This window comes from Bradyrhizobium sp. BRP22 (assembly GCF_020194175.1).
Taxonomy (GTDB): Bacteria; Pseudomonadota; Alphaproteobacteria; order Rhizobiales; family Xanthobacteraceae; genus Bradyrhizobium.
Map to the genome: position 1 here is coordinate 29,735 of NZ_JADYVX010000039.1, position 20,335 is coordinate 50,069.

A 20,335-nucleotide genomic window follows, 5' to 3' on the forward strand; every position below is an offset into this window, starting at 1 on the left:
CCGGAATCTCGAGATTCCGGGTTCGATGCTTCGCATCGCCCCGGAATGACGGGCAAGCATGGTCACATCACCCCCGCCTCGTCCTCTTCCGCTTCCTCGATCATCTCCTCGCTCACCACCGTCTTCCGCCGCGGCACCAGAAAGATCATGCTCGAGGCGCATGCGATCGAGATGATGAGGATCGCGGCCGTCAGCGGCAGCGTGGTGGTGGAATGGCCGCCGAGATAGGCGCCGAACTGCGATACCAGCGAGCCGACGCCCTGCTGCAGGAAGCCCATCGCGCCGGAGGCGGTGCCGGCGGCTTCGGGGCGGACGCTGATGGCGCCGGCCGCCGAGTTCGCCATCACGAAGGCATTGCCCGCCATCACGATCATCTGGGTGCCGAACAGCCAGAGCGGGGCCTGGTTGACCCCGGTGAGGCTGAAGGCAAGGTTCAAGAGACTGCCGCCGAGTTGCAGCGCGAGCCCGAACCAGATCAGTTGTTCCAGCGAGTGACGCGGCGCGAAGCGCACGCAGAGCAGGTTGCCGACCAGATAAGCGAAGCCCGTGGTCGCGAACCACGCGCCATATTCGGCGCTGGTGCGTCCCATCTGGGTCACCACGATGTAGGGCCCGCCGCCGGCGAAGGTGAAGATGATCTGCGAGGCCAGCACCTGGCACAGCACATAGCCGATGAAGGCGCGGCTCCTGATGAGCTTGCCGACATCGCCGCGAAAATTGCTGCCCTCGCTGCGGACGCGGCGCGTCTCCGGCAGCGCCAGCGCGATGCCGACGGCCACCGCGAGCGAGCCCGCAGTGATCGCGTAGAAGATCGCACGCCAGCCGAACGCGGTCTCCAACAGGCCGCCGGTGAGCGGGCTCAGCATCTGCGCGATCATCATCACCGCGATCACCAGGCTGATCATGGCGCCGACGCGGTCGCGGCTATAGAGATCGCGGATGATGGCGCGGCTCACCACCATGCCGCTGGCTCCGCCGAGCGCCTGGAAGAAGCGCGCCGCGATCAATTGCGGCAGGGTTTCCGCGAAGATGCTTCCGATGCCCGCCACGACCATCAGGCCGAGGCCGGTGAGCAACACCGGCCGCCGCCCGAACCTGTCCGACAGCGGGCCCATGAGGAGCTGCGAGCAGGCGATGCCGACCATGAACAGCGACACCGTCATCTGCGCGATCGAAATGTCGCGGTCGAAGGTCGCCGCCAGCACCGGCAGCGCCGGCACCAGCATATAGAGGGAGATCGGCGCCACGCCGGTCATCGCGACGAGCAACAGCAACATGAGCTTCGACGTCGCGATGCTCTTGTCCGTCGCCGCGTTGGGCGGCTTGCCCATCACGCCATGCATTCAGGTTCGCATCCTTTCGAGAGGCGCAATGTAGCGTGAAGTGCAAACGCGAATACGGATGTTTCGGCATGCGGCTATGCCGATTCCGGGAGGCGGTCACCTGCCGCTGATATTGCCACGTACGCCGCCGTCATCATCCGCGAAGGCGGATGATCCAGTATCCCAGAGGCTGGAGTGATATGCGGCGATGTTAGCGTTTACTGGATTCCCCGCCTTCGCGGGGAATGACGGCGAGGGCGGATGCCTACTTCAGCGACGCCGTTGCCTCATCAAGCCACAGCTTCGTGGCGTCATCGTCGAGGTGCGGACGTACCTCGGTCTTGACGCGGGCATGATAGTCGTTGAGCCAGTTCAGCTCCGCCTCGCTCAGCATCGTCGCATCGACCAGCCGGCGATCGATCGGCGCCAGCGTCAGCGTCTCGAAGGCGTTCATCGGCTTTTCCGCGCCTGATATCTCGACGCCGATCACGAGCTCGAGGTTCTCGATCCGGATGCCGTAAGCGTCGGTCTTGTAGTAGCCGGGTTCGTTGGAGAGGATCATGCCGCGCTTCAGCGGCGTGATGCCGAGCTTTGAGATTCGCGCCGGCCCCTCATGCACGGAGAGATAGCTGCCGACGCCATGGCCGGTGCCGTGCTCGAAATCGATGCCGGCCTGCCACAGATATTGCCGCGCCAGCGTGTCGAGCTGCGCGCCGGTGGTGCCGTCGGGAAACACCGCGCGCGCGATCGCGATATGGCCGCGCAGCACCCGCGTGAAGCGGTCGCGCATCTCCGCTGTCGGCTCGCCGATCGCAATGGTGCGGGTAACGTCGGTGGTGCCGTCCTCATATTGCGCGCCGGAATCGATCAGCAGGAGATCGCCCGATACGATCCGGCGGTTGCTCTTGCGGGTGACGCGGTAGTGCACGATGGCGCCGTTCGGCCCGGTGCCCGCGATGGTCGGGAATGAGACGTCCTTCAGCGCCCCGGTCTCGCGACGGAAGGTCTCCAGCGCCTCGACAGTGTCGATCTCGGTAAGCTTGCCCAGGGGCGCCTCGCGGCCGATCCAGGCGAGGAAGCGCGCCAGCGCCACCGCGTCGCGCTGATGCGCACTTCGCGTGCCCTGGATCTCCGCGGCATTCTTCACCGCTTTCAACAGGCTCACCGGATCGTTGCCGCGCACCGGCCTGCCGCCGGCGGTGGTGATCAGGCGGTTCAGCGCGTCGGCGGCGGTCGCAGTGTCGAGCGCGATCGAGGCGCCGCGCTGCGCGAGCTCGGTCAGCTTCAACGTCAGCCGGTCCGGCTCCTTGACATCGGCCGATTGCTCGAGATGGTCGCGCGTGCGGTTCGAAAGCTTCCGGTGATCGATGAACACCGTCGGCCGGCCCTCTCTCGGCACCAGCGCATACGAGAGCGGCAGCGGCGTATGCGAGACGTCGGCGCCGCGGATGTTGAAGGTCCAGGCCACCGCGTGGCTGTCCGACAGCACCAGCGCGTCGACGCCAAGCTTGTTGATCTCATCCCTGATCCGCTCGAGTTTCTCGGCCTCGGCTTCGCCGGCGAATTGCCGGCCGTGGATGGAGACCGGCCCGAGCGGCGGGTGCGGGCGCTCGGACCAGATCGCATCGATCGGGTTGCTGTCGACCGCGACCAATTCGGCGCCGGCCTTGGCGCATGCCGCCGCGAGACGCTCGGCTGCCGCGGAAGTGTGCAGCCACGGGTCAAATCCGAGGCGGTCGCCGGCGGAAAGATGTTTTGTCAGCCAGTATTCCGGCGGCGGATCGACCAGCGGCTGGATTTGCCAGGCCTTCGGGTCGACCTGCTTGCCCGCCTGCAGCGTGTAGCGCCCATCCACGAACAGAGCGGCTTCCCGCATCAGCACGATCGCAAGTCCCGCCGATCCGGTGAAGCCGGTCAGCCAGGCCAGTCGCTCCTCGGATGGCGCGACATATTCATTCTGCTGCTGGTCGGCGCGCGGAATGACGAAGCCGGTCAGCTTGCGCCGCGCCAATTCCTCGCGAAACGCGGCCAGCCGCGCCGTCAGCGCCACGCCGCCTTCGGGTTCTTCGAACGTCTGGAAATGGGCCTCGAACATGGTCGTCACTTTATGGCTGTGTGGACACGTCCGCAATCGAAGCGGATATCGCCACAATTTGGCATAAGTTATGCTTCAATACTGTCTCGCAGGTTTAGAAAAGACGGAACGGTTTTCAAGGCAAGCCGTTCGATAACGATGCCCGGGGAGGCTTCCAGGAGTGTTTCAACTCAACGGCGAGGGGATACACAATGCCTGCCTTTAGCTTTGAGAAGATTTCGCCGCCGGTGCGCCGCGGCCCGATTGCTCCCATCGAACAGAAGCAGCGCGGTGTCATCGTCCAGATCCTGGATCGCTTCGTCGAGCGGCGCGTCAAGCGCCGACTGAAGGCGGAGAAGGCCGAGGCGGCCCTGCGCAGCAAACCGGAAAAGTGATCCGATCAGCGTCTCGATCAGCCTAACGCGTGAGGCGCAGCAGCAGGCTGCTCCATCCCTCGATTCTCAGATGCCGTAATGGCACCAGTCCGCGCGCGCGGTAGGCTGCGATCACACTCGGTGCCTGATGCGTCAAAAGCCCCGACAGGATCACGAGCGCTGAAGGCGCGAGATGCCGTGCCATCGGGCTCGCGAGTTGCCGCAGCGGATTGGCGAGGATGTTCGCGAGCACGAGGTCGAACGGACCGTGCTCGGAAAATTGCGGCGCCGAGAAGCCGGTGGCGCGGATCGTCGTCACGCGGCGTCCGGTCTCGTTCAGCTCGGCATTCTCGCGCGCGACGTTGACCGATGGCGGATCGATATCGCTCGCCAGCACCGCGCCGTGCAGCGCCTTGGCCGCGGCGATCGCCAGCACGCCGGTGCCGGTGCCGAGATCGAGCACGCGGCGCGGACGACGCGTTTTCAGCACATGATCGAGCAGCAGCAGGCAGCCGCGCGTGGTGCCGTGATGGCCGGTGCCGAAGGCCAGCGCGGCTTCGATCTCGATGCCGAGCTTGTTCGGCGGCACCCGGGTGCGGTCGTGCTGGCCGTGCACGACGAAGCGTCCCGCCGGGACCGGGACGAGATCCTCGAGGCTGGCCTTGACCCAGTCCTTGGCCTCGACGGTGTCGAAGGCGATGGTGTTTGCAAGGTCCTCGCCGGCCGCATTGGCGACGAGCTCGCGCATCAGCGCCTGGTCCGGCGCATCGGCAAAATGCGCGGTCACCTCCCAGCGCCCGTCCGGCCGCTCGAATGCGGCGATCGCCGTCTCGCCTTCGAAGAATATCTCGGTCAGTGCGTCGACCAGCCGTCTGGCGGTGTCTTCGTCGGCAAGCACGAGGCCGGCACGATGGGTGGGCTTGGGAAGCATTCAGGGTAACCGTTTCGACTTCATCCGGAACTTCAGCGTCAACGACGATCGCCTTACCATTTTGGATTCGAGCAAGTCAGTAGGGAGCCTTCGCGAAGCTGCGGTTTCCCGAGACAGTGGAACCGGCTCCCCGCCAAAACTCCGTAGTTTTCCCATAATTGAAAGTTCATGAGGACGATGCATGATGCAACCCGTTGTTTTGCTTAAATTTATGGTAGTTTTTTCCAGGAGTTGTAATGAGTGGTTGCAAAAGGGCATGGGCTGCAATTCTTCGCAAGAGCCTCAAGCTGATGGCCCAACGCATTGCTGAACTTCACGACCTTCGAAGACAGGTGCGCGAGGCCGAGACAAGGGCGCTTGCCAGACGACGCGAAACGTCCTCCAGAAGGTCGCGAAGGCAGAGGACGGGATTTCATCGCAGCCGCCTGAATGCCCGAGTTCGATGCCTCGAAGACTTGAACCGGAGCCGTTCTCCGTAACGAATGCGCTGAGAGCGCTTGTTTGCGTCCGGTGCGCTTGGTAAGTGCGCTCTGTTCTGATTCCTTGGGCGCAACTCGATGAAAAGCGACAGCTTCCGATCCATGTCCACAGATGACCTGTGGGCGCTCCACGAACAAGTAGCGGCCGAACTGACGCAAAGAATAGTCACCGAGAAAGCCACGCTCGAGGACCGGCTGCGCAAGTTGCAGGCGCCCGGCCAGGCGGCGAAATCGGATCGCAGCCGTCGCCCTTATCCAAAAGTTCTGCCTAAATATCGGAACCCGAAAAACCCGGGAGAGACGTGGTCGGGTCGCGGCAAGCAGCCGCGATGGCTCGCAAAGCGACTTGGCGCCGGCTCCAAGCTCGACGATTTTCTCATCAGTCGGCCCGGCCGCAAGCGGCGTTGATCAGGATCGCTCATCGCCGTTCCCGACACGTTCGCGCTCCGGTGCGTTGCACGCCTGCCATGGAGAACTTGCCAGCCGGGAATGCCGGGGTTTTCAACAGGGTTCTCCACTAGATCGACGTTGCGCTCCCTCTCCCGCTTGCGGGAGAGGGTTGGGGTGAGGGTGTCTCGACCGAGGGATTATCGATGTGACCCGCATGCGCCAGAACCGCGCGCAATTCCAACCATGGACAGTCCCGTTGTGGAGAGACCCTCACCCCCAACCGGGGGAGGGAGTCCGAGCTGTCGCGCGGATGGAACGAGCGCATCCATGCGACTCAAATTTTAGCCGTGATGGGCTGGCCGACCAGCGGCGGCCTGATCGGGACGCGATACACATTCGCTTCCACCTGATATCCACATGCTGTCCACAGGCTTTTCAACGTCTTGCGAACAGGGCGCGGTGATCGCCCAGGATCACCTGCGCGGCGTTATGGCCGGGCGCGCCGGTGACGCCGCCGCCGGGATGGGCGCCGGAGCCGCAGTGATAGAGCCCCTTCAGCGGGCCGCGGTAGTCGGCATGGCCGAGCATCGGGCGGGCGGAGAAGAGCTGGTTCAGCGTCAGCGCGCCATGGAAGATATCGCCGCCGAGCAGGCCGAATTGCCGCTCCAGATCGAGCGGGGAAAGCACCTGCCGGCCGAGCACGCTTGAGGCGAAGCCGGGCGCGTATCTGTCGACCGTCGCGATCATGAGGTCGGCGACCTCGTCGCGGTGATCGTCCCAGCATCTGCCGGCGGGCAGCTCCGGCGCGACATGCTGGCAGAACAGGCTCGCGACATGCTGTCCCGCCGGCGCCAGCGAGTCATCAAGCGTCGAGGGGATCAGGATTTCGACTACGGGCTCGCGGCTCCAGCCGGTGCTGCGCGCATCGAGCCAGGCGCGGTCCATATAGGTAAGGCTCGGCGCGATGATGATGCCGGCGGTGAGATGGTCGCCCGGTCCTGGCAGTGCGGTGAAGGAGGGCAGGCCGCTCAACGCGACATTCATGCGAAAGGTGCCGGAGCCGTTGCGCCAGCGCGACATCCGCTGCAGGAATTCCGGCGCCAGCGCGCCCGCCGGCATCAGGTGCGTGTAGAGCAGTTTTGGATTGACGGACGCGGCGACATATCTGGCGCGGATGGTTGTGCCGTTGTCGAGGACGACACCGGCGGCGCGTCCGTTCTCGATCATCACCTCGCGCACGCCGGTATCCACCTCGATCTCGGCGCCATGCGCGCCTGCGGCGGCCGCCATCGCCTGCGTGATCGCGCCCATGCCGCCGACCGCGTGGCCCCACACGCCCTTTTTGCCGTTCACCTCGCCGAAGGCGTGGTGCAGCATCACGTAGGCCGAGCCCGCGGCATAGGGGCTTGCATAGTTGCCGACGATGGCGTCGAAGCCGAACAGCGCTTTCACCAGATCGTTCTCGAACCGCTCGTCCAGCATGTCGCCGGCCGATCGGGTGAAGAGATCGAGCAGGTCGCGCTGCTGCTCCAGCGAGAGCTTGCGCAAGAGGTTGGCGAAGCCGAGCGCGTTGATGGCCTCACGCAGCGAGTTCGCGCCGAATCCTTCGACGATGTTCGGCGGCGCGCGCAGCACGAACTGGCGCAGCACGTCGGCGATCGCCTCGAGCTGCCGCGAGAAGATGCCGATCTCTTCGGCATCATGCGCGTTGAGCCTGGCCACGGAGTCCTTGGTGCGGCCTTCGCCGGTGAGGAGATAGCTTCCGTCGGCGGAAGGCAGGAAATTTTGCGCACGGCGCTCCACGATCCGCAGGCCGTGCTCGGCGAGCCTGAGGTCGGCGATGACCTTCGGGTTGAGCAGGCTCACCGTATAGGCCGCGACCGAGTTGCGGAACCCGGGATGGAATTCCTCCGTCACCGCCGCCCCGCCCACGACCTTGCGGCGCTCGACCACTTTCACGCGCAGGCCGGCCATCGCGAGATAGGCCGCGCAGGTGAGGCCGTTATGCCCCGCGCCGATGATGACGACGTCCGTCTCGTTCATATCCGCTTCATTTTCCCATCGGTTCGCCAATAGCCCATAGTTGCACGCAAGCCACGAGTTATTTCGCCGCTCACCCCCAGTCGTCATTCCGGGCCCTCTCCGTCCGCTCCGTCATTCCGGGGCGCGCGCAACGCGAGCCCGGAATCCATTCGACCGCTTGTGCAGGTTGAAAAATGGATTCCGGGCTCATCGCTTCGCGATGCCCCCGAACGACTGAGGGACGCATTGCGCAATCCTCTCCTTCGTCATGGCCGGGCTTGACCCGGCCATCCACGTTGTCTCGGGCGCGAAGAACGTGGATGCCCGGGACGAGCCCGGGCATGACGGCGTCGTTTCATTCGCGCGATTTTCCTTAAGCCTATCAACGTGATTTGCGTCGTCCAGCCCTCACACAAAAAACATTCCGCTTCCGCCGTCGGGCAAATCAGTGATTTAACTCCGCGCGTCTCACCCGAGAGAGGGGCGGCTCGCGATCGTCACGAACGTTGCGGTGAGATGCGGTGGACGCGGGTGCTGCGAACGACGAACGCAGCTATCAGCGGACGGCGAAGTCGTGTGGTTCTGGCGCCCCGACGCTGGCGCTAAGTTCGCGGAGATAATCTGCGGGCGACGGTGGCAAGAAAGCCCGGTCACCGGGGAGAGCACGAAGTAAGCCGTAAACCATCGCGCAGGGAAGCCGGAGCTGCTTCGGTTGACCTGTGGTCCTACCCCCGTGCTTTTTGCTGCACGGGGCCCACGGGTGCAACCGGCACCCGGCTTTCCCTGCGCCCTCACTTCAATGAGAGGGTGAAACGAGATGCAAACCTCGGACGCCATGCGCCGCGAGAACGCGAACTTACATCCTCTCCCTAATTCCACCGTCATGCCCGCCACCGGGTCTCGCCTTCGGCGAGCCCGATGACAGGCTCCGGCGGGCATCCAGTAACCACCGACGTCCGAGCGTAAGCACCACCGCCTCTGGAATACTGGATCGCCCGCTTTCGCGGACGATGACAGCGGAGAAGCTGTTTGAAATTTGAATCAGAACTCATCGCCCGTCATTGCGAGGAGCGAAGCGACGAAGCAATCCACGTCTCCACTTGCGGCGCTATGGATTGCTTCGCTGCGCTCGCAATGACGGGGGAGAGAGCGGTGATCTTGCGAGGCACTCAGTTATGCAACCGTCATGTCGGCGTGCCCGCTGTTCCGCAACGGCGCATCGTCAAGTCCACGTTACCGGGTTACATTGGCTGTCATGCTGCCCTATGCTCAACCGAAACCTCTGGCGTGCATCCGCCGGAAATCTCGTCGTCGGCGTCCGCCGGGCCCAAGCCGGAGCTTTCATGACTTCTAAGCCGTCCGCCGCGCGAAACCGGCTGGTATTGATTGTCTACACCACCGCCATCTTCGTCAGCGCGCTTCTGTTGTTCTCGGTACAACCGTTGTTCACCAAGATGGTGCTGCCGCGGCTCGGCGGCTCACCGGCGGTGTGGTCGGTGGCGATGGTGTTCTTCCAGTCGCTGCTGCTCGCAGGCTACGCCTATGCGCATTACCTGATGAAGCTGAACAATCGCGCCGCTCCGGTCGCGGTGCATCTGGTGCTGTTGGTCGCGGCCATGCTGACGCTGCCGCTCGCGATCCGGAGTGGCTGGGGCGATCCGCCGACCTCCGGTTACGCGTTCTGGATGCTCGGCCTGTTTGCGGTCTCGATCGGCCTGCCGTTCTTCGCGCTTGCCGCCAACAACCCGTTGCTGCAGGCCTGGTTCGTGCGCACCGGCCATCCCAACGGTCCCGATCCGTACTTCCTCTACGCGTCCTCCAACATCGGCAGCTTTCTCGCGCTGTTGTCCTATCCGGTGCTGCTGGAGCCGATGTTCACGCTGCACGCGCAGAACCTGATCTGGACCGGCGGCTATGGCCTGTTGATTCTGCTGATTGCCGGCTGCGGCGTGTTGCTGTTGCGTTCGCCCGTGAGCGCGGCGGCGCTGAATTTGCCGGCCGATGATCCCGATGCGCCGGCACCCTCCTGGCTGTTGCGTTTGCGCTGGATCTTCCTCGCCGCGGTGCCCTCGGGCCTTCTGATCGCGGTGACCGCGCATATTTCGACCGATGTTGCCGCAGCGCCGCTGCTCTGGGTGCTGCCGCTGTCGCTTTACCTTTTGACCTGGGTGCTGGTGTTCCAGTCGCGCCCGCTGTTTTCGCACGAATTCATGCTGCGTGCGCAGCCGATCGCAATCGCATGCGTCGTCGTCCTGCTTGCGGTTGGCGGCGAACAGAGTCTGCTGCTGACGCTTGGCGGTCACCAGCTCGCCTTTTTCATCATCGCGATGGCTTGCCATGGCGAATTGGCGCGGACCCGGCCCGCGGCAAAATACCTTACCGGCTTCTACGTGGCGCTGTCGTTCGGCGGCATGGTCGGCGGCCTGTTTGCAGGGCTGATCGCGCCGTTCACCTTCTCCTGGGTGGCAGAATATCCGATCCTGCTGGCGCTTGCCGCGCTGTGCCGGCCGTCCGGGGATGAGCGGCTGCCGCGCTGGAGCGCCTGGTACTGGCCCTTCCTTGCCGTGCTCGCGGTGGCGCTGATCGCACCGTCCTACTCGACCGGGACGCTGTTCAACTGGTTCGACGAGCGGCGGGCCTGGGTGATCGGCGCGGTCGGCGTGCTCTCGGCGCTGCTGGCGCTCGCGCTCAACGCCAACCGCTGGAAGATCTTCGCAACCGTCGTGGTCGCGCTGCTGCTGTTGCGCGCTTACCCCTCCGATGAAGGGCGGGTCGAAACCGTGCGCAGCTTCTTCGGCGTGCACAAGATCTTGGTGACGCCGAACGGCCAGTATCACGTGCTGATGCACGGTACCACCATTCACGGCGCCGAGCGCTTCAAGAATGACGACGGCACGCCGGCAACTGGCCGGCCCGAACCCATTTCCTACTACCACAAGGACGGCGGTATCGGGCAGGCGATTACGGCGATGCGTGAACGCAAGGGCGCGCCGCTCAAGGTTGCCGTGATCGGGCTCGGCTCGGGCACGCTCACTTGTGCTGCGCAGCCGGGCGAACAATGGAAGTTCTTCGAGATCGACCAGACCATGGTCGATACCGCGCGCGACCCGAAATATTTCACCTACATCCAGAATTGCGCGCCCGACCTGAAGCCGGTGATCGGCGATGCCCGGCTCACCTTCGCCCGCGAGCCTGACGGCATTTACGACCTCATCATCGTCGATGCCTATTCATCCGATGCGATTCCGATCCATCTGGCGACGCAGGAGGCGATGGCGATCTACAAGGCCAAGCTGGCGCCGCAGGGCGCGGTCGTGATGCATGTCTCCAACCGACACCTCGAGCTTTCCAGCGTCGTGGTCGGGATCGCCGAGGCCAACGACCTCAAGAGCTGGGTCTACAGCGAGGATTCCGGCCGCGACAGCGAGTACATTTTCTCGACTTCGGTGGTGATCTCCGCACGCGAGGAGGACGATGTCGGCAAGATCGCTTCGTCCGATGTCTGGGCCGAGACCGAGGCTGATGAAAAGCAGCGGGTCTGGACCGACGATTATTCCAACATCCTGGGCGCGGTTTATCGGCGGCTGCGCGACGGCGAATAGTGAATTTGATATTTTTGCAACACCCGCCGCCGGCGTTCGCGATTTGGCCGCACAACCGGTTGCAACGGTTGCCGGCCGTCGGCGGACTCTATACTGATGGAACTTGTTTCCCAATTGTTCCATTTGCCATGCGCGACCATCGGATTATCCGGAGCCGGCACTTCCATCGATTGCAGCGGCAGCATTTCATCCTGTTTGATGTCTTGCCATTCATCGGGACGGCAATCGCGCTTGGTGCCTTGTTCTACCGCCCGATCGGGGCGCTCGAGATCAGCCTGTTCTTGGCGATGTGGCTGCTCACGGGCCTCGGCCTCACGGTCGGCTATCACCGGCTGTTCACGCACCGCGCCTTCGCAACCGGCACAGCGGTGAGCGTGATGCTGATCATCATGGGCTCCATGGCGGGAAGGGGCCCGATGGTATCATGGGCCGCGATGCACCGTCGTCACCACGAGCTCAGCGATCGCGAGGGCGACCTGCATTCGCCCAAGCTGCACGGCGAGAGCGCCCTGGGACGGCTGCGCGGTTTCCTGCATGCGCACCTCACCTGGATGATGGAGCATGATTATCCGAACGTTGCCCACTATGTGCCGGACCTGATGGCGCAGCCGACGCTGGTCCGGGTGAATAGCCACTACTACGCTTGGGTACTGCTCGGGCTGTTGATTCCGACCGCTATTGGCGGGCTCGGTGCCGGCAGCCTGTGGGGCGCGGTGGCCGGGTTCCTCTGGGGCGGCGTGGTGCGCATGTTCGTGGTCGAGCAGGCGATGTCGGCGATCAACTCGGTCATGCATACGTTCGGCGCGCGTCCCTACCGCACCCGGGGTGACAACAGCCGCAATCTCGGCGTAATGGCATGGTTGGCGTGGGGCGAGGGGTGGCACAACAATCACCATGCCTTCCCTTATTCGGCGGCGTTCGGGTTGCGATGGTTCGAATTCGATCCGGGCTATTTCTTCATCCGATTGCTTGCCGCGCTGGGACTGGCCTGGAACATCAAGGTGCCGAGCGCGGAAAAGATCGCGCTGCGTCGGCAGGAAGAGCCGGCGCTCGACGTGGCCGAGCTCGAGCACGGATAGTCGTCGGTTTCCGGCGGATAAGGTGAGTAACCCGGGTCATGCCTGAGATCGCCGGCTGATGCTGTTCAACGACTACCCCTTCCTGCTGGGCTTCCTGCCGGCGGCGATCCTGATCTATCGATTGGTCGATCCGCATCCGCAGTGGCGGATCTGGACGCTGGTCGCAATGTCGCTGGTGTTCTACGCCTACGGCAATCCGCCCTTCGTCCTGCTCCTGATGCTGTCGATCGTGATCAACTGGATTGCAGCGATGGTCTTTGCCAGGACCAAGATGTCGTGGATCATCACCGCGGCGATCATAGCCAATCTCGGCGTCCTCGCCTGGTTCAAATACGCCAACTTCCTCGCCTACAATATCGGCCTTGCGCTCGGACGGCCGATGCCCGTGCTCGACATCGTGCTGCCGCTCGGCATCTCCTTCTTCACCTTCCACCACATCATGTACCTGGTCGATCTGCGCAAGGGAAAGGCGCCGACCTATGCGCTGGGGCGCTACGCGCTCTACATTTCCTTCTTCCCGCAGGCGCTGGCCGGGCCGCTGGTGCGCTGGTCGCAGGTGATGGAGCAGTTCGGCAGGAAGGTCTATGCGCCGGGCTGGCAGCGCGAATTCTGCGTCGGCATCGCCTTCATCCTGATCGGGCTGGTCGAAAAGATCCTGCTCGGCGACCGCATCGCGCGGCTGATCGATCCGATCTATGCGCGCGCGCTTGAAGGGCCGGTGAGCAATGGCGACGCCTGGCTGGCGCTCGGCTTCGCCATCCAGATCCTCTACGACTTCGCCGGCTATTCCGACATCGCGGTCGGGCTCGGCCTGTTGTTCGGCGTCAAGCTGCCGTACAATTTCGATGCGCCGTTCCGCTCCACCAGCATCCAGGATTTCTGGCAGCGCTGGCACATCACGTTGATGACGTTCCTGCGCGAATATCTGTTCTTTCCGCTCGCCAACAAGCGCATGGTGCCGCGGCGCTTCTACCAGCTCCAGTATTTCGCCGTGATGATCCTGACCATGGCGCTGTGCGGCCTCTGGCATGGCGCGAGCTGGACCTTCGTGCTGTGGGGCACGCTGCACGGCCTGGCGCTGGTCGTCTGCTCGCTGTGGCGCCGCTACGGCCCGCGGCTGCCCGCGCTCGCCGGATGGGCGCTGACGGTGGCCTTCGTGCTGCTGACCGGCGTGATCTTCCGCGCCGGCACGCTGGATGCGGCGTTGAATATCTTCCACGGCCTCGCCGTTCCGCCCAATCTGGCTGAGGGCAAGCATCTGTGGCCGCTGGTCGTCGTGCCGCTGCTGGCCTTCCTGCTGCCGGCAACCCAGGACATCGTCGAACGCGTGATGCAGCGGCCGCGACCCTGGCTTGGCGTGGTGGCCGGCCTTGGCCTGCTCGCCATCCTGATCGTGCTCGGAGAAGGAAACATTCGTGGCTTCGCCTACTACCAGTTCTGACACGTCGGTCGAATGGAACCGCTGCCTTTCCAATTGTGTCGGCACGCTCGTTGGCGGCTTGGTGTTGCTCTATGCGCTGATGATTCTGGTCGATCCCTATGACAGCGGAAGGTTCGGCCTGCTCGGCATCGATGGCGTCAACGATCGCAACACGCTCACGTCGGCGGCGAGCCGCGCGCGCGATCCCGGTTTCGATTCCGCGATCATCGGCAATTCGACCGCGCAGATGCTGCAACCGACGGAGCTGTCGAAGGCGACCGGTCTGAATTTCGTGCAGCTTTACATGACCGGGGGCAATCCGCATGAGCAGCTCATGCTGGTCGATTTCTTCCTGCGCCATCACAAGCGGGTGGGCGCGCTGGTGTTCGTCGTCGATCCCTGGTGGTGCTATCACGTCCCCGTGCAATCGCCGCCCGGCACCTTCCCCGATTGGCTCTATAGCGAAAGCCGGATCACCTACGCCGCGCACCTGCTGTCGTGGCCGTCGATCGAACACACGTTCCAGCGTTTCTCGATCGGGCTCGGCTGGCATCAGCGCCGAGACCCGACAGGCTTCTTCAGCTACGAGGACATCTGGCTGCCCGGCACCTTCCGCGAAATCAGCCCGCCCCGCGATCCATCGCCGGCCGCCACCGCCGCCGAACGCGAGACGCTTCCCGACGTCGCGCGGCTCGATGCGCTGGTCAAGAAACTTCCCACGGAGACCAGCGTCGTCATCGTCGTGCCGCCGACCCTGCAAAGCAAGATGCCGCAGCCCGGCACGCCGGCGGCCGCGGACCGCGAGGCCTGCAACGCGGCCCTGAAGCGGATCGTGGCCGGCCGACCGCGCAGCAATTTCATCAACTACCGCATCGACAATGCGATGACCCGCGACCGCGCGAACTTTGCCGATTTCATCCACTACCGCCCGAGCATCGCGACCAAGATGATGGAAGGCATCGCCGCCAGCATCCGCGACGGCGAGGCGGCGAAGATCGATTTTTGATGATCGTTCTCTCTCATGCTCCGCGAAGGCGGGCATCCAGTATCCCGCGGCCGCTCGGCTCAAGGACTGCTGCCTCTGGATACTGGATCGTCCGGTCAAGCCGGACGATGACCGCAGCAGCGAGTCAATCCGCGTCCGCGGCGAGATCCTCGAACCGTCCCTCGGACCACAGCCGGCGCGCGAGGCTGCGCTGGATCTTGCCGCTGGTGGTCTTCGGCAGCGTTCCCGGCCGGATCAGCACGATATGGCGGGTGAACAATTCGTGCTGACCGGTGACATGCTCGCGGATCAGGCCCTTCATCTCGGCGCCGTCGATCCGGTTGCGCTCGGTGCGCTCGACTTCCTGCACGACGACAAGCGTTTCATCACCGTGCTCGTCGTTCACCGAGAAGGCCGCGCCGCAATTGGCGCGCAGCGCCGAATGTGCCGCCTGCACCGTGCGCTCGATGTCCTGCGGATAGTGGTTGATGCCCCTGACGATGATGAGGTCCTTGATCCGCCCGGTGATGAAGAGTTCGCCCGTGGAATCGAGGAAGCCGAGGTCGCCGGTGCGCAGCCAGCTCGCGCCGTCGTCATCGCCCGCGATGCGCGCGTGCAGGCCGGCCTTGGTTGCCTCAGGATTGTTCCAATAGGTGCCCGCGACATTGGCGCCGTTGACCCAGACCTCGCCGACCTGGTCGACGGGCAGCCGCGCACAGCTGTCGGGATCGACGATCGCGATCCGCTCGCCTTCAAGCGCGCGACCGCAGCCGACCAGCGTCTGGCTGTCGGTCGCATCAGCCGGCGCCTCGACCCGATGCGCCTGCAGCGCCGCGCGGCTGACATCGCGCGTCAGATGGCCGGCGCCACGGCTGCCGCCGGAGATCAAGAGCGTCGCTTCCGCCATGCCATAGGCCGGAAACGTGGCGCGGGAATCGAAGCCATGACCGGCAAAGGTCTCGATGAATTGCCTGATCGTTTCGGCATGCACCGGCTCGGCGCCGTTGAGCGCGATCTTCCAGGACGAGAGATCGACGCCCTCCATCTGCTCGGCGCGATAGCGGCTGACGCAGAGATCGTAGCCGAAATTCGGGCAGCATGCGACCTCGGCGCGATAGTCGCTGATCGCGCGCAGCCAGTTGAGCGGGCGCTGGGTGAAGGCATTCGGCGCCATCAGCACGCAGAGCGCGCCAACATAGAGCGCCTCCAGCGTGTTCAGGATCAGCCCCATGTCGTGGTAGAGCGGCACCCAGTTGACATAGGTCGATCGCTCGGTGTTGCCGAGCGAGATGCGGATCATCTCGAGATTGGCGAGCAGGTTGCCGTGGCTCACGGCGACGCCCTTGGGCTCGGACGTCGAGCCCGAGGTGTATTGCAGGAAGGCGATATCGTCTCGCGTGGGAAGCGGCAGATCGGCTGCGGCTTGCGCCGGCGCCGTACCAAGATCGACCGCCAGCCACTGAAGGCCTTCGCGCGAGAACCGCTCCTGCAGATCGCCGCGGAGGGCGAAGGCCGAGCTGGTGAGCGCGATCGCAGGCTCGCAATTGGCCATGATCGCGGCGCTGGAGTCGCGTGCGCCCTGCCGCCGCGGCATCATCATCGGCACCGCGATCACGCGCGCGATCAGGCAGCCGAAGAAGGCGACGACGAATTCGAGCCCGGGCGGAAACACCAGCATCGCGCGATCGCCGGGTCGGGTGACTTCGCCAAGCCGCACCGCCAGCGCGCGGGCCGCATTATGCAACTCGCGAAAGGTGAGGACCGCTTCCTCTGCGCCGCGGTCGGAGAGGAAGATATAGGCGCGCGCGTCGGGCTGCGTTTCCGCCCGCTTTGCCAGCAGCGCCACCAGCGAGGAAAACGTCTCCATCTTGGCCAATGATATCCGGCGACGATAAGGATCAGGCAGCGGAGCGCGCCGCGAGCTTTTCAGCGAGATAACGCGACAGCGCGTCGACAGTGGGATAGTCGTAGAAATCGTCGGTCGAAAGCTCGAGGTCGAGCTTCTCCTCGAGTTCCATCATGACATAGACGACCATCGCCGAATCGAGCCCGAGCCGGTTGAACTTCGTATCGGTCTTGACCCGGTCCTTTGCGATCCGCAGCACTTTCGCGAGCGAATCGACGCAAAAACCCGATATTTCTGCCTGTGTCATGAGAAATCCAGCGAAACGATCAGACACAATACGAACACAGCGGGCATTGTCAATTTGGGCTCGCGCAGCCGTGTTGATGGCGATCGTGCACGATCCGGACGTACGGGGCGCCATTGGCGCGACGGGCTTTCAGGCATGCGCGGGGTTTGCGCCGAGTTCGGGCGCAAGCCAGGATCGGGCTCAGAAGAAACAGAAAGAAAAGAACGGGATGACGATGCCATCCCGCTCCGAGACGTCGACCAGCTCTGCGCTGGTCAATCCTGATAGGTAAAGAAGCCGCGCGGACGCTGCTGCTGGTAATAATAGCCCTGCGGCGCCGGCACGTAGCGGTCGGAATATTGCTGCGGCTGCCGATAGTAGGTCTGTGTATCGTAGACGCGGCGGCTGCGCGGCGCCGGATACATCTGCGCCGTAGAGCTGCCGTCGGCCGGGTAGATGTAGCCGTCATCGGCGCGCACCTGCGGCATCTGCTGCTGCGGCGGCGGCGTGATCACGACAGGATCGCCGGCGGCGGCCGCGTCATATTGCTGGTCGTACTGCTGCGGCGCGCGGCGGGCGACGGCATTGTTGCCGCGCCTCGGATTGCGCGCGAGCGCAACCTGCGAGGAGCCGGTCAGCGTCACCGTGGTATTGAGCACGCCTTGCTCCTGCACAAGCGCGTAGAGCGTGGACGCATGCTCGCGCGACAATCGCACGCAGCCATGGGAAGCGGGACTGCCGAGGCGGTTGACGGAATCGGTGCCGTGGATCGCATGCCCGATCTTGGTGAAGAAGATCGAATGCGGCATCGGCGCGTCGTCGAATTCCTTGGAGTAGTGGTCTTCCTCCATGCGGAAGGCGCGGAAGGAGCCGTTCGGCGTCTCGTAGGACGGGATGCCAGTCGAGACCGGCCAGTGATACCGCTCGACGCCGTCGACTGCGACGGTCATCTGCTGGTTGTCCTTGTCGACGGTGATGGCGACTTTGGCCTGTGCGGTGCCGGCAAGAGCCAGCGTCAGGGCGGTGAAAGCAACGAGGAACGTACGCATCTTACTTTGGCCCTCCAGGCCTACCATTGCAGCGCCGCGGCTCTCCGTCCCCGGCACCCAATATGCCCGGAATCCGGCTTGGGTTCCAGTAGCCCGCCTATGCATCGTTAATATAACGCGCGGCGCAAGCAAGGCGCGATCGGCGAAATCGCGCGCCGGCCTGCTGACTTTTTCGCGAGTTGTGAGCGCACGACTCGAATTCGTCACAGAGGCGCAACCATTTGGCCGCATGGGCGTTTCACACTCCCGCCTGACGGTACGATTTGCCGTGCATTTTGGGAAATTGCGATGAAGAAGAAGACCAGGGTCAAGACGCTGGCGCTACCCCACGTCACTGCGGCGCGGCTCGTGCTTGCGGCCGCGGCCATCATCCTCGCATTGCTTGCGATGCCTCACCTCGGACATGCTCAGGGCATCGTGCGCGGCGCGCAGCAGGGGTCCTACGAGGGCAACCGGATCGCCGGTCCGGTCGGCGGCGTGGTTGGTGGTGCCGTGGGTGCTGGCGTCGGCGGTGCCGTCGGTGCAGTCAACGGCGTGCTCGGCCTGCCCAATCGTGGCTGGCACCGCGGCCACCGCTGCCGCGGCTACTACACCCGCTCAGGCCATTTCCACTGCTATCGCTGATCGCGTGAGGGACATCGTCATTCCGGGGCGCGCGTGAGCGCGAACCCGGAATCTCGCGCCGCAATCTCTGGATTCCGGTTCATGCTTCGCATGACCCGGAATGACGGCTGGGTGATCAATGCTTGAGCCGGTAGCCCGTCCTGAAGATCCACCAGACGATCGCCATGCAGATGACGAGGAAGCCCAGCGTCATGCCCAGGCTGAGCCCAACGCCGACGTCGGCGATCTCGTAGAAACTCCAGCGGAAGCCGGAGATCAGGTAGACCACGGGATTGAGCAGGGCGATGGTGTGCCAGCCCGAGGGCAGCATGTTGACGGAGTAGAAGCTGCCGCCCAGAAACGTCAGCGGCGTCACCACCAGCATCGGGATCATCTGCAGCTTCTCGAACCCATCAGCCCAGATGCCGATGATGAAGCCGAACAGGCTGAAGGTGACGGCGGTCAGCACCAGGAAGGTCAGCATCCAGATCGGGTGCTTGATGTGCAGCGGCACGAACAATGCGGCCGTCGCCAGGATGATCAGCCCCAGGATGATCGATTTGCTCGCGGCCGCCCCGACATAGCCGACGATGATCTCGACATAGGAGATCGGCGCCGAGAGGATCTCATAGATCGTGCCGACGAACTTCGGGAAATAGATGCCGAAGGATGCATTGGCGATACTCTGCGTCAGCACCGACAGCATCACGAGTCCCGGCACGATGAAGGTGCCGTAGCTGACGCCCTCGACTTCCGTGATGCGCGAGCCGATCGCGGCGCCGAACACCACGAAGTAAAGCGAGGTCGAGACGACAGGCGAGACGATGCTCTGCAACAGCGTGCGCCAGGTGCGCGCCATTTCGAACAAATAGATTGCGCGGATCGCTCGATAATTCATGGCGCCCTCACCAGGCTGACGAAGATGTCTTCCAGCGAAGACTGGCTGGTCTCGAGGTCGGAGAAACGAATCCCGGCATTGCGGAGATCGCCCAGCAGGCTGGTGATGCCGGTGCGTTCGCCCGCAGTGTCGTAATCATAGATCAGCTCGGTGCCGCCTTCCGACAGCACCAGATGATAGTGCGCAAGCGCCGGCGGAACGGCGTCGATCTTGTGCGCCAGATGCAGCTTGAGCTGCTTCTTGCCGAGCTTGTCCATCAGCTTGGCCTTGTCCTCGACCAGGATGATCTCGCCTCTGTTGATGACCCCAATGCGGTCGGCCATCTCCTCGGCTTCCTCGATGTAGTGCGTGGTCAGGATGATGGTGACGCCGGCATCGCGCAGCGTCCGCACCACCTCCCACATGCCCTTGCGCAGCTCGACGTCGACGCCGGCGGTCGGCTCGTCCAGGAAAAGTATCTGCGGCTCGTGCGACAACGCTTTGGCGATCATCACGCGGCGCTTCATGCCGCCCGACAGCGTGATGATCTTGGAATCCTTCTTCTCCCACAGCGAGAGGTCCTTCAGCACCTTCTCGACGTAAGCCGGGTTTTTCGGCTTGCCGAACAGGCCGCGGCTGAAGCTCACGGTCGCCCAGACCGTCTCAAACGAATCGGTGTGCAGTTCCTGCGGCACCAGGCCGATCAGCGATCGCGCGGCGCGGTAGGATTTGATGATGTCGTGGCCGTCGATCGCGACGCTGCCTTCACTCGGATTGGCGATGCCGCAGATGATGCTGATCAGCGTCGTCTTGCCGGCGCCGTTCGGCCCGAGCAGCGCAAAGATCTCGCCGCGCCGGATATCGAGATTGATATTGTTCAGCGCCCTGAAGCCGGAGCCATAGACCTTCGAAAGATGAGAAACGGAAATGATCGGCGACATGGCTGATGATGACGGGCTGAAATGTGGCAAGGAACGCGACGTCGCGTCGCGCGGG

Annotated in this window: 16 protein-coding genes; 7 read left to right on the forward strand and 9 right to left on the reverse strand. The window is 63.9% G+C overall.

The features are described 5' to 3' along the window. Nucleotides 1-62: 62 nt before the first annotated feature. Both I6F35_RS32875 and I6F35_RS32880 read right to left on the reverse strand, forming a co-directional pair. The gene (locus tag I6F35_RS32875; protein WP_225121795.1) at nt 63-1,343 is read right to left on the reverse strand and encodes a multidrug effflux MFS transporter; all 1,281 of its coding nucleotides are present in this window, start codon (nt 1,341-1,343) and stop codon (nt 63-65) included. Nucleotides 1,344-1,587: 244 nt separating this feature from the next. Next, complete coding sequence (locus I6F35_RS32880; RefSeq protein WP_225121796.1) at nt 1,588-3,417, reverse strand: aminopeptidase P family protein; 1,830 nt, start codon at nt 3,415-3,417, stop codon at nt 1,588-1,590. 191 nt (nt 3,418-3,608) lie between these two features. Between I6F35_RS32880 and I6F35_RS32885 the strand changes: the two genes are divergently transcribed. Then, nucleotides 3,609-3,791: a hypothetical protein gene (locus tag I6F35_RS32885; RefSeq protein WP_225121797.1), complete on the forward strand. Its 183-nt coding sequence runs from the start codon at nt 3,609-3,611 to the stop codon at nt 3,789-3,791. Between the two features lie 22 nt (nt 3,792-3,813). On the opposite strand, the gene I6F35_RS32890 is transcribed toward I6F35_RS32885, so the two are convergent. Beyond that, complete coding sequence (locus I6F35_RS32890; RefSeq protein WP_225121798.1) at nt 3,814-4,701, reverse strand: 50S ribosomal protein L11 methyltransferase; 888 nt, start codon at nt 4,699-4,701, stop codon at nt 3,814-3,816. Nucleotides 4,702-5,258: 557 nt separating this feature from the next. On the opposite strand from I6F35_RS32890, the gene I6F35_RS32895 reads away from it, so the two are divergent. After that, nucleotides 5,259-5,588, forward strand: coding sequence for an H-NS histone family protein (locus tag I6F35_RS32895; protein WP_225121799.1), 330 nt, complete (start codon nt 5,259-5,261; stop codon nt 5,586-5,588). 417 nt (nt 5,589-6,005) lie between these two features. Here the strand turns inward: I6F35_RS32895 and I6F35_RS32900 are convergent, their stop codons facing one another. After that, a complete protein-coding gene (locus I6F35_RS32900) occupies nt 6,006-7,643 on the reverse strand; it encodes an NAD(P)/FAD-dependent oxidoreductase (protein WP_275945526.1) in 1,638 nt (545 codons plus the stop codon). Between the two features lie 1,292 nt (nt 7,644-8,935). Here I6F35_RS32900 and I6F35_RS32905 point away from each other — a divergent pair. The 4 genes from I6F35_RS32905 (at nt 8,936) to I6F35_RS32920 (ending at nt 14,699) form a co-directional block, all read left to right on the forward strand. Then, a complete protein-coding gene (locus tag I6F35_RS32905; protein ID WP_225121801.1) occupies nt 8,936-11,194 on the forward strand; it encodes a fused MFS/spermidine synthase in 2,259 nt (752 codons plus the stop codon). 128 nt (nt 11,195-11,322) lie between these two features. Next, a complete protein-coding gene (locus tag I6F35_RS32910) occupies nt 11,323-12,273 on the forward strand; it encodes a fatty acid desaturase (RefSeq protein WP_225121802.1) in 951 nt (316 codons plus the stop codon). 58 nt (nt 12,274-12,331) lie between these two features. Next, the gene (locus I6F35_RS32915) at nt 12,332-13,714 is read left to right on the forward strand and encodes an MBOAT family O-acyltransferase (RefSeq protein ID WP_225121803.1); all 1,383 of its coding nucleotides are present in this window, start codon (nt 12,332-12,334) and stop codon (nt 13,712-13,714) included. Continuing rightward, nucleotides 13,689-14,699: a hypothetical protein gene (locus tag I6F35_RS32920; RefSeq protein WP_225121804.1), complete on the forward strand. Its 1,011-nt coding sequence runs from the start codon at nt 13,689-13,691 to the stop codon at nt 14,697-14,699. Before I6F35_RS32915 ends, I6F35_RS32920 begins: the two co-directional genes overlap by 26 nt. Nucleotides 14,700-14,823: 124 nt before the next feature. Here I6F35_RS32920 and I6F35_RS32925 read toward each other — a convergent pair whose 3' ends face one another. The 3 genes from I6F35_RS32925 to I6F35_RS32935 all read right to left on the reverse strand — a co-directional run bounded on the left by I6F35_RS32925 (nt 14,824) and on the right by I6F35_RS32935 (nt 17,859). Next, entirely contained in the window at nt 14,824-16,545 is a 1,722-nt protein-coding gene (locus I6F35_RS32925) for a fatty acyl-AMP ligase (protein WP_225121805.1), read from the reverse strand. A gap of 31 nt (nt 16,546-16,576) precedes the next feature. Continuing rightward, nucleotides 16,577-16,831: an acyl carrier protein gene (locus tag I6F35_RS32930; RefSeq protein ID WP_225121806.1), complete on the reverse strand. Its 255-nt coding sequence runs from the start codon at nt 16,829-16,831 to the stop codon at nt 16,577-16,579. Nucleotides 16,832-17,085: 254 nt separating this feature from the next. Further along, on the reverse strand, nt 17,086-17,859 hold the full coding sequence (locus I6F35_RS32935) for a L,D-transpeptidase (RefSeq protein ID WP_225121807.1): 774 nt from the start codon (nt 17,857-17,859) through the stop codon (nt 17,086-17,088). 288 nt (nt 17,860-18,147) lie between these two features. Here I6F35_RS32935 and I6F35_RS32940 point away from each other — a divergent pair, with 288 nt between their 5' ends. After that, entirely contained in the window at nt 18,148-18,483 is a 336-nt protein-coding gene (locus I6F35_RS32940; protein WP_225121808.1) for a hypothetical protein, read from the forward strand. A gap of 115 nt (nt 18,484-18,598) precedes the next feature. Here I6F35_RS32940 and I6F35_RS32945 read toward each other — a convergent pair whose 3' ends face one another. Next, complete coding sequence (locus I6F35_RS32945) at nt 18,599-19,360, reverse strand: ABC transporter permease (protein ID WP_225121809.1); 762 nt, start codon at nt 19,358-19,360, stop codon at nt 18,599-18,601. After that, nucleotides 19,357-20,280 carry an ABC transporter ATP-binding protein gene (locus I6F35_RS32950; protein ID WP_225121810.1) on the reverse strand — a complete coding sequence of 308 codons (924 nt, stop codon included), beginning with the start codon at nt 20,278-20,280 and terminating at the stop codon, nt 19,357-19,359. Before I6F35_RS32950 ends, I6F35_RS32945 begins: the two co-directional genes overlap by 4 nt. Nucleotides 20,281-20,335: the final 55 nt, after the last annotated feature.

Excerpts from the sequence above, each read along its gene's own strand:
- I6F35_RS32875 (WP_225121795.1), bottom strand. The coding sequence starts at position 1,343 with ATGCATGGCGTGATGGGCAAGCCGCCCAACGCGGCGACGGACAAGAGC.
- I6F35_RS32880 (WP_225121796.1), bottom strand. The coding sequence starts at position 3,417 with ATGTTCGAGGCCCATTTCCAGACGTTCGAAGAACCCGAAGGCGGCGTG.
- I6F35_RS32885 (WP_225121797.1), top strand. The coding sequence starts at position 3,609 with ATGCCTGCCTTTAGCTTTGAGAAGATTTCGCCGCCGGTGCGCCGCGGC.
- I6F35_RS32890 (WP_225121798.1), bottom strand. The coding sequence starts at position 4,701 with ATGCTTCCCAAGCCCACCCATCGTGCCGGCCTCGTGCTTGCCGACGAA.
- I6F35_RS32895 (WP_225121799.1), top strand. The coding sequence starts at position 5,259 with ATGAAAAGCGACAGCTTCCGATCCATGTCCACAGATGACCTGTGGGCG.
- I6F35_RS32905 (WP_225121801.1), top strand. The coding sequence starts at position 8,936 with ATGACTTCTAAGCCGTCCGCCGCGCGAAACCGGCTGGTATTGATTGTC.
- I6F35_RS32910 (WP_225121802.1), top strand. The coding sequence starts at position 11,323 with ATGCGCGACCATCGGATTATCCGGAGCCGGCACTTCCATCGATTGCAG.
- I6F35_RS32915 (WP_225121803.1), top strand. The coding sequence starts at position 12,332 with ATGCTGTTCAACGACTACCCCTTCCTGCTGGGCTTCCTGCCGGCGGCG.
- I6F35_RS32925 (WP_225121805.1), bottom strand. The coding sequence starts at position 16,545 with ATGGAGACGTTTTCCTCGCTGGTGGCGCTGCTGGCAAAGCGGGCGGAA.
- I6F35_RS32930 (WP_225121806.1), bottom strand. The coding sequence starts at position 16,831 with ATGACACAGGCAGAAATATCGGGTTTTTGCGTCGATTCGCTCGCGAAA.
- I6F35_RS32935 (WP_225121807.1), bottom strand. The coding sequence starts at position 17,859 with ATGCGTACGTTCCTCGTTGCTTTCACCGCCCTGACGCTGGCTCTTGCC.
- I6F35_RS32940 (WP_225121808.1), top strand. The coding sequence starts at position 18,148 with ATGAAGAAGAAGACCAGGGTCAAGACGCTGGCGCTACCCCACGTCACT.
- I6F35_RS32945 (WP_225121809.1), bottom strand. The coding sequence starts at position 19,360 with ATGAATTATCGAGCGATCCGCGCAATCTATTTGTTCGAAATGGCGCGC.
- I6F35_RS32950 (WP_225121810.1), bottom strand. The coding sequence starts at position 20,280 with ATGTCGCCGATCATTTCCGTTTCTCATCTTTCGAAGGTCTATGGCTCC.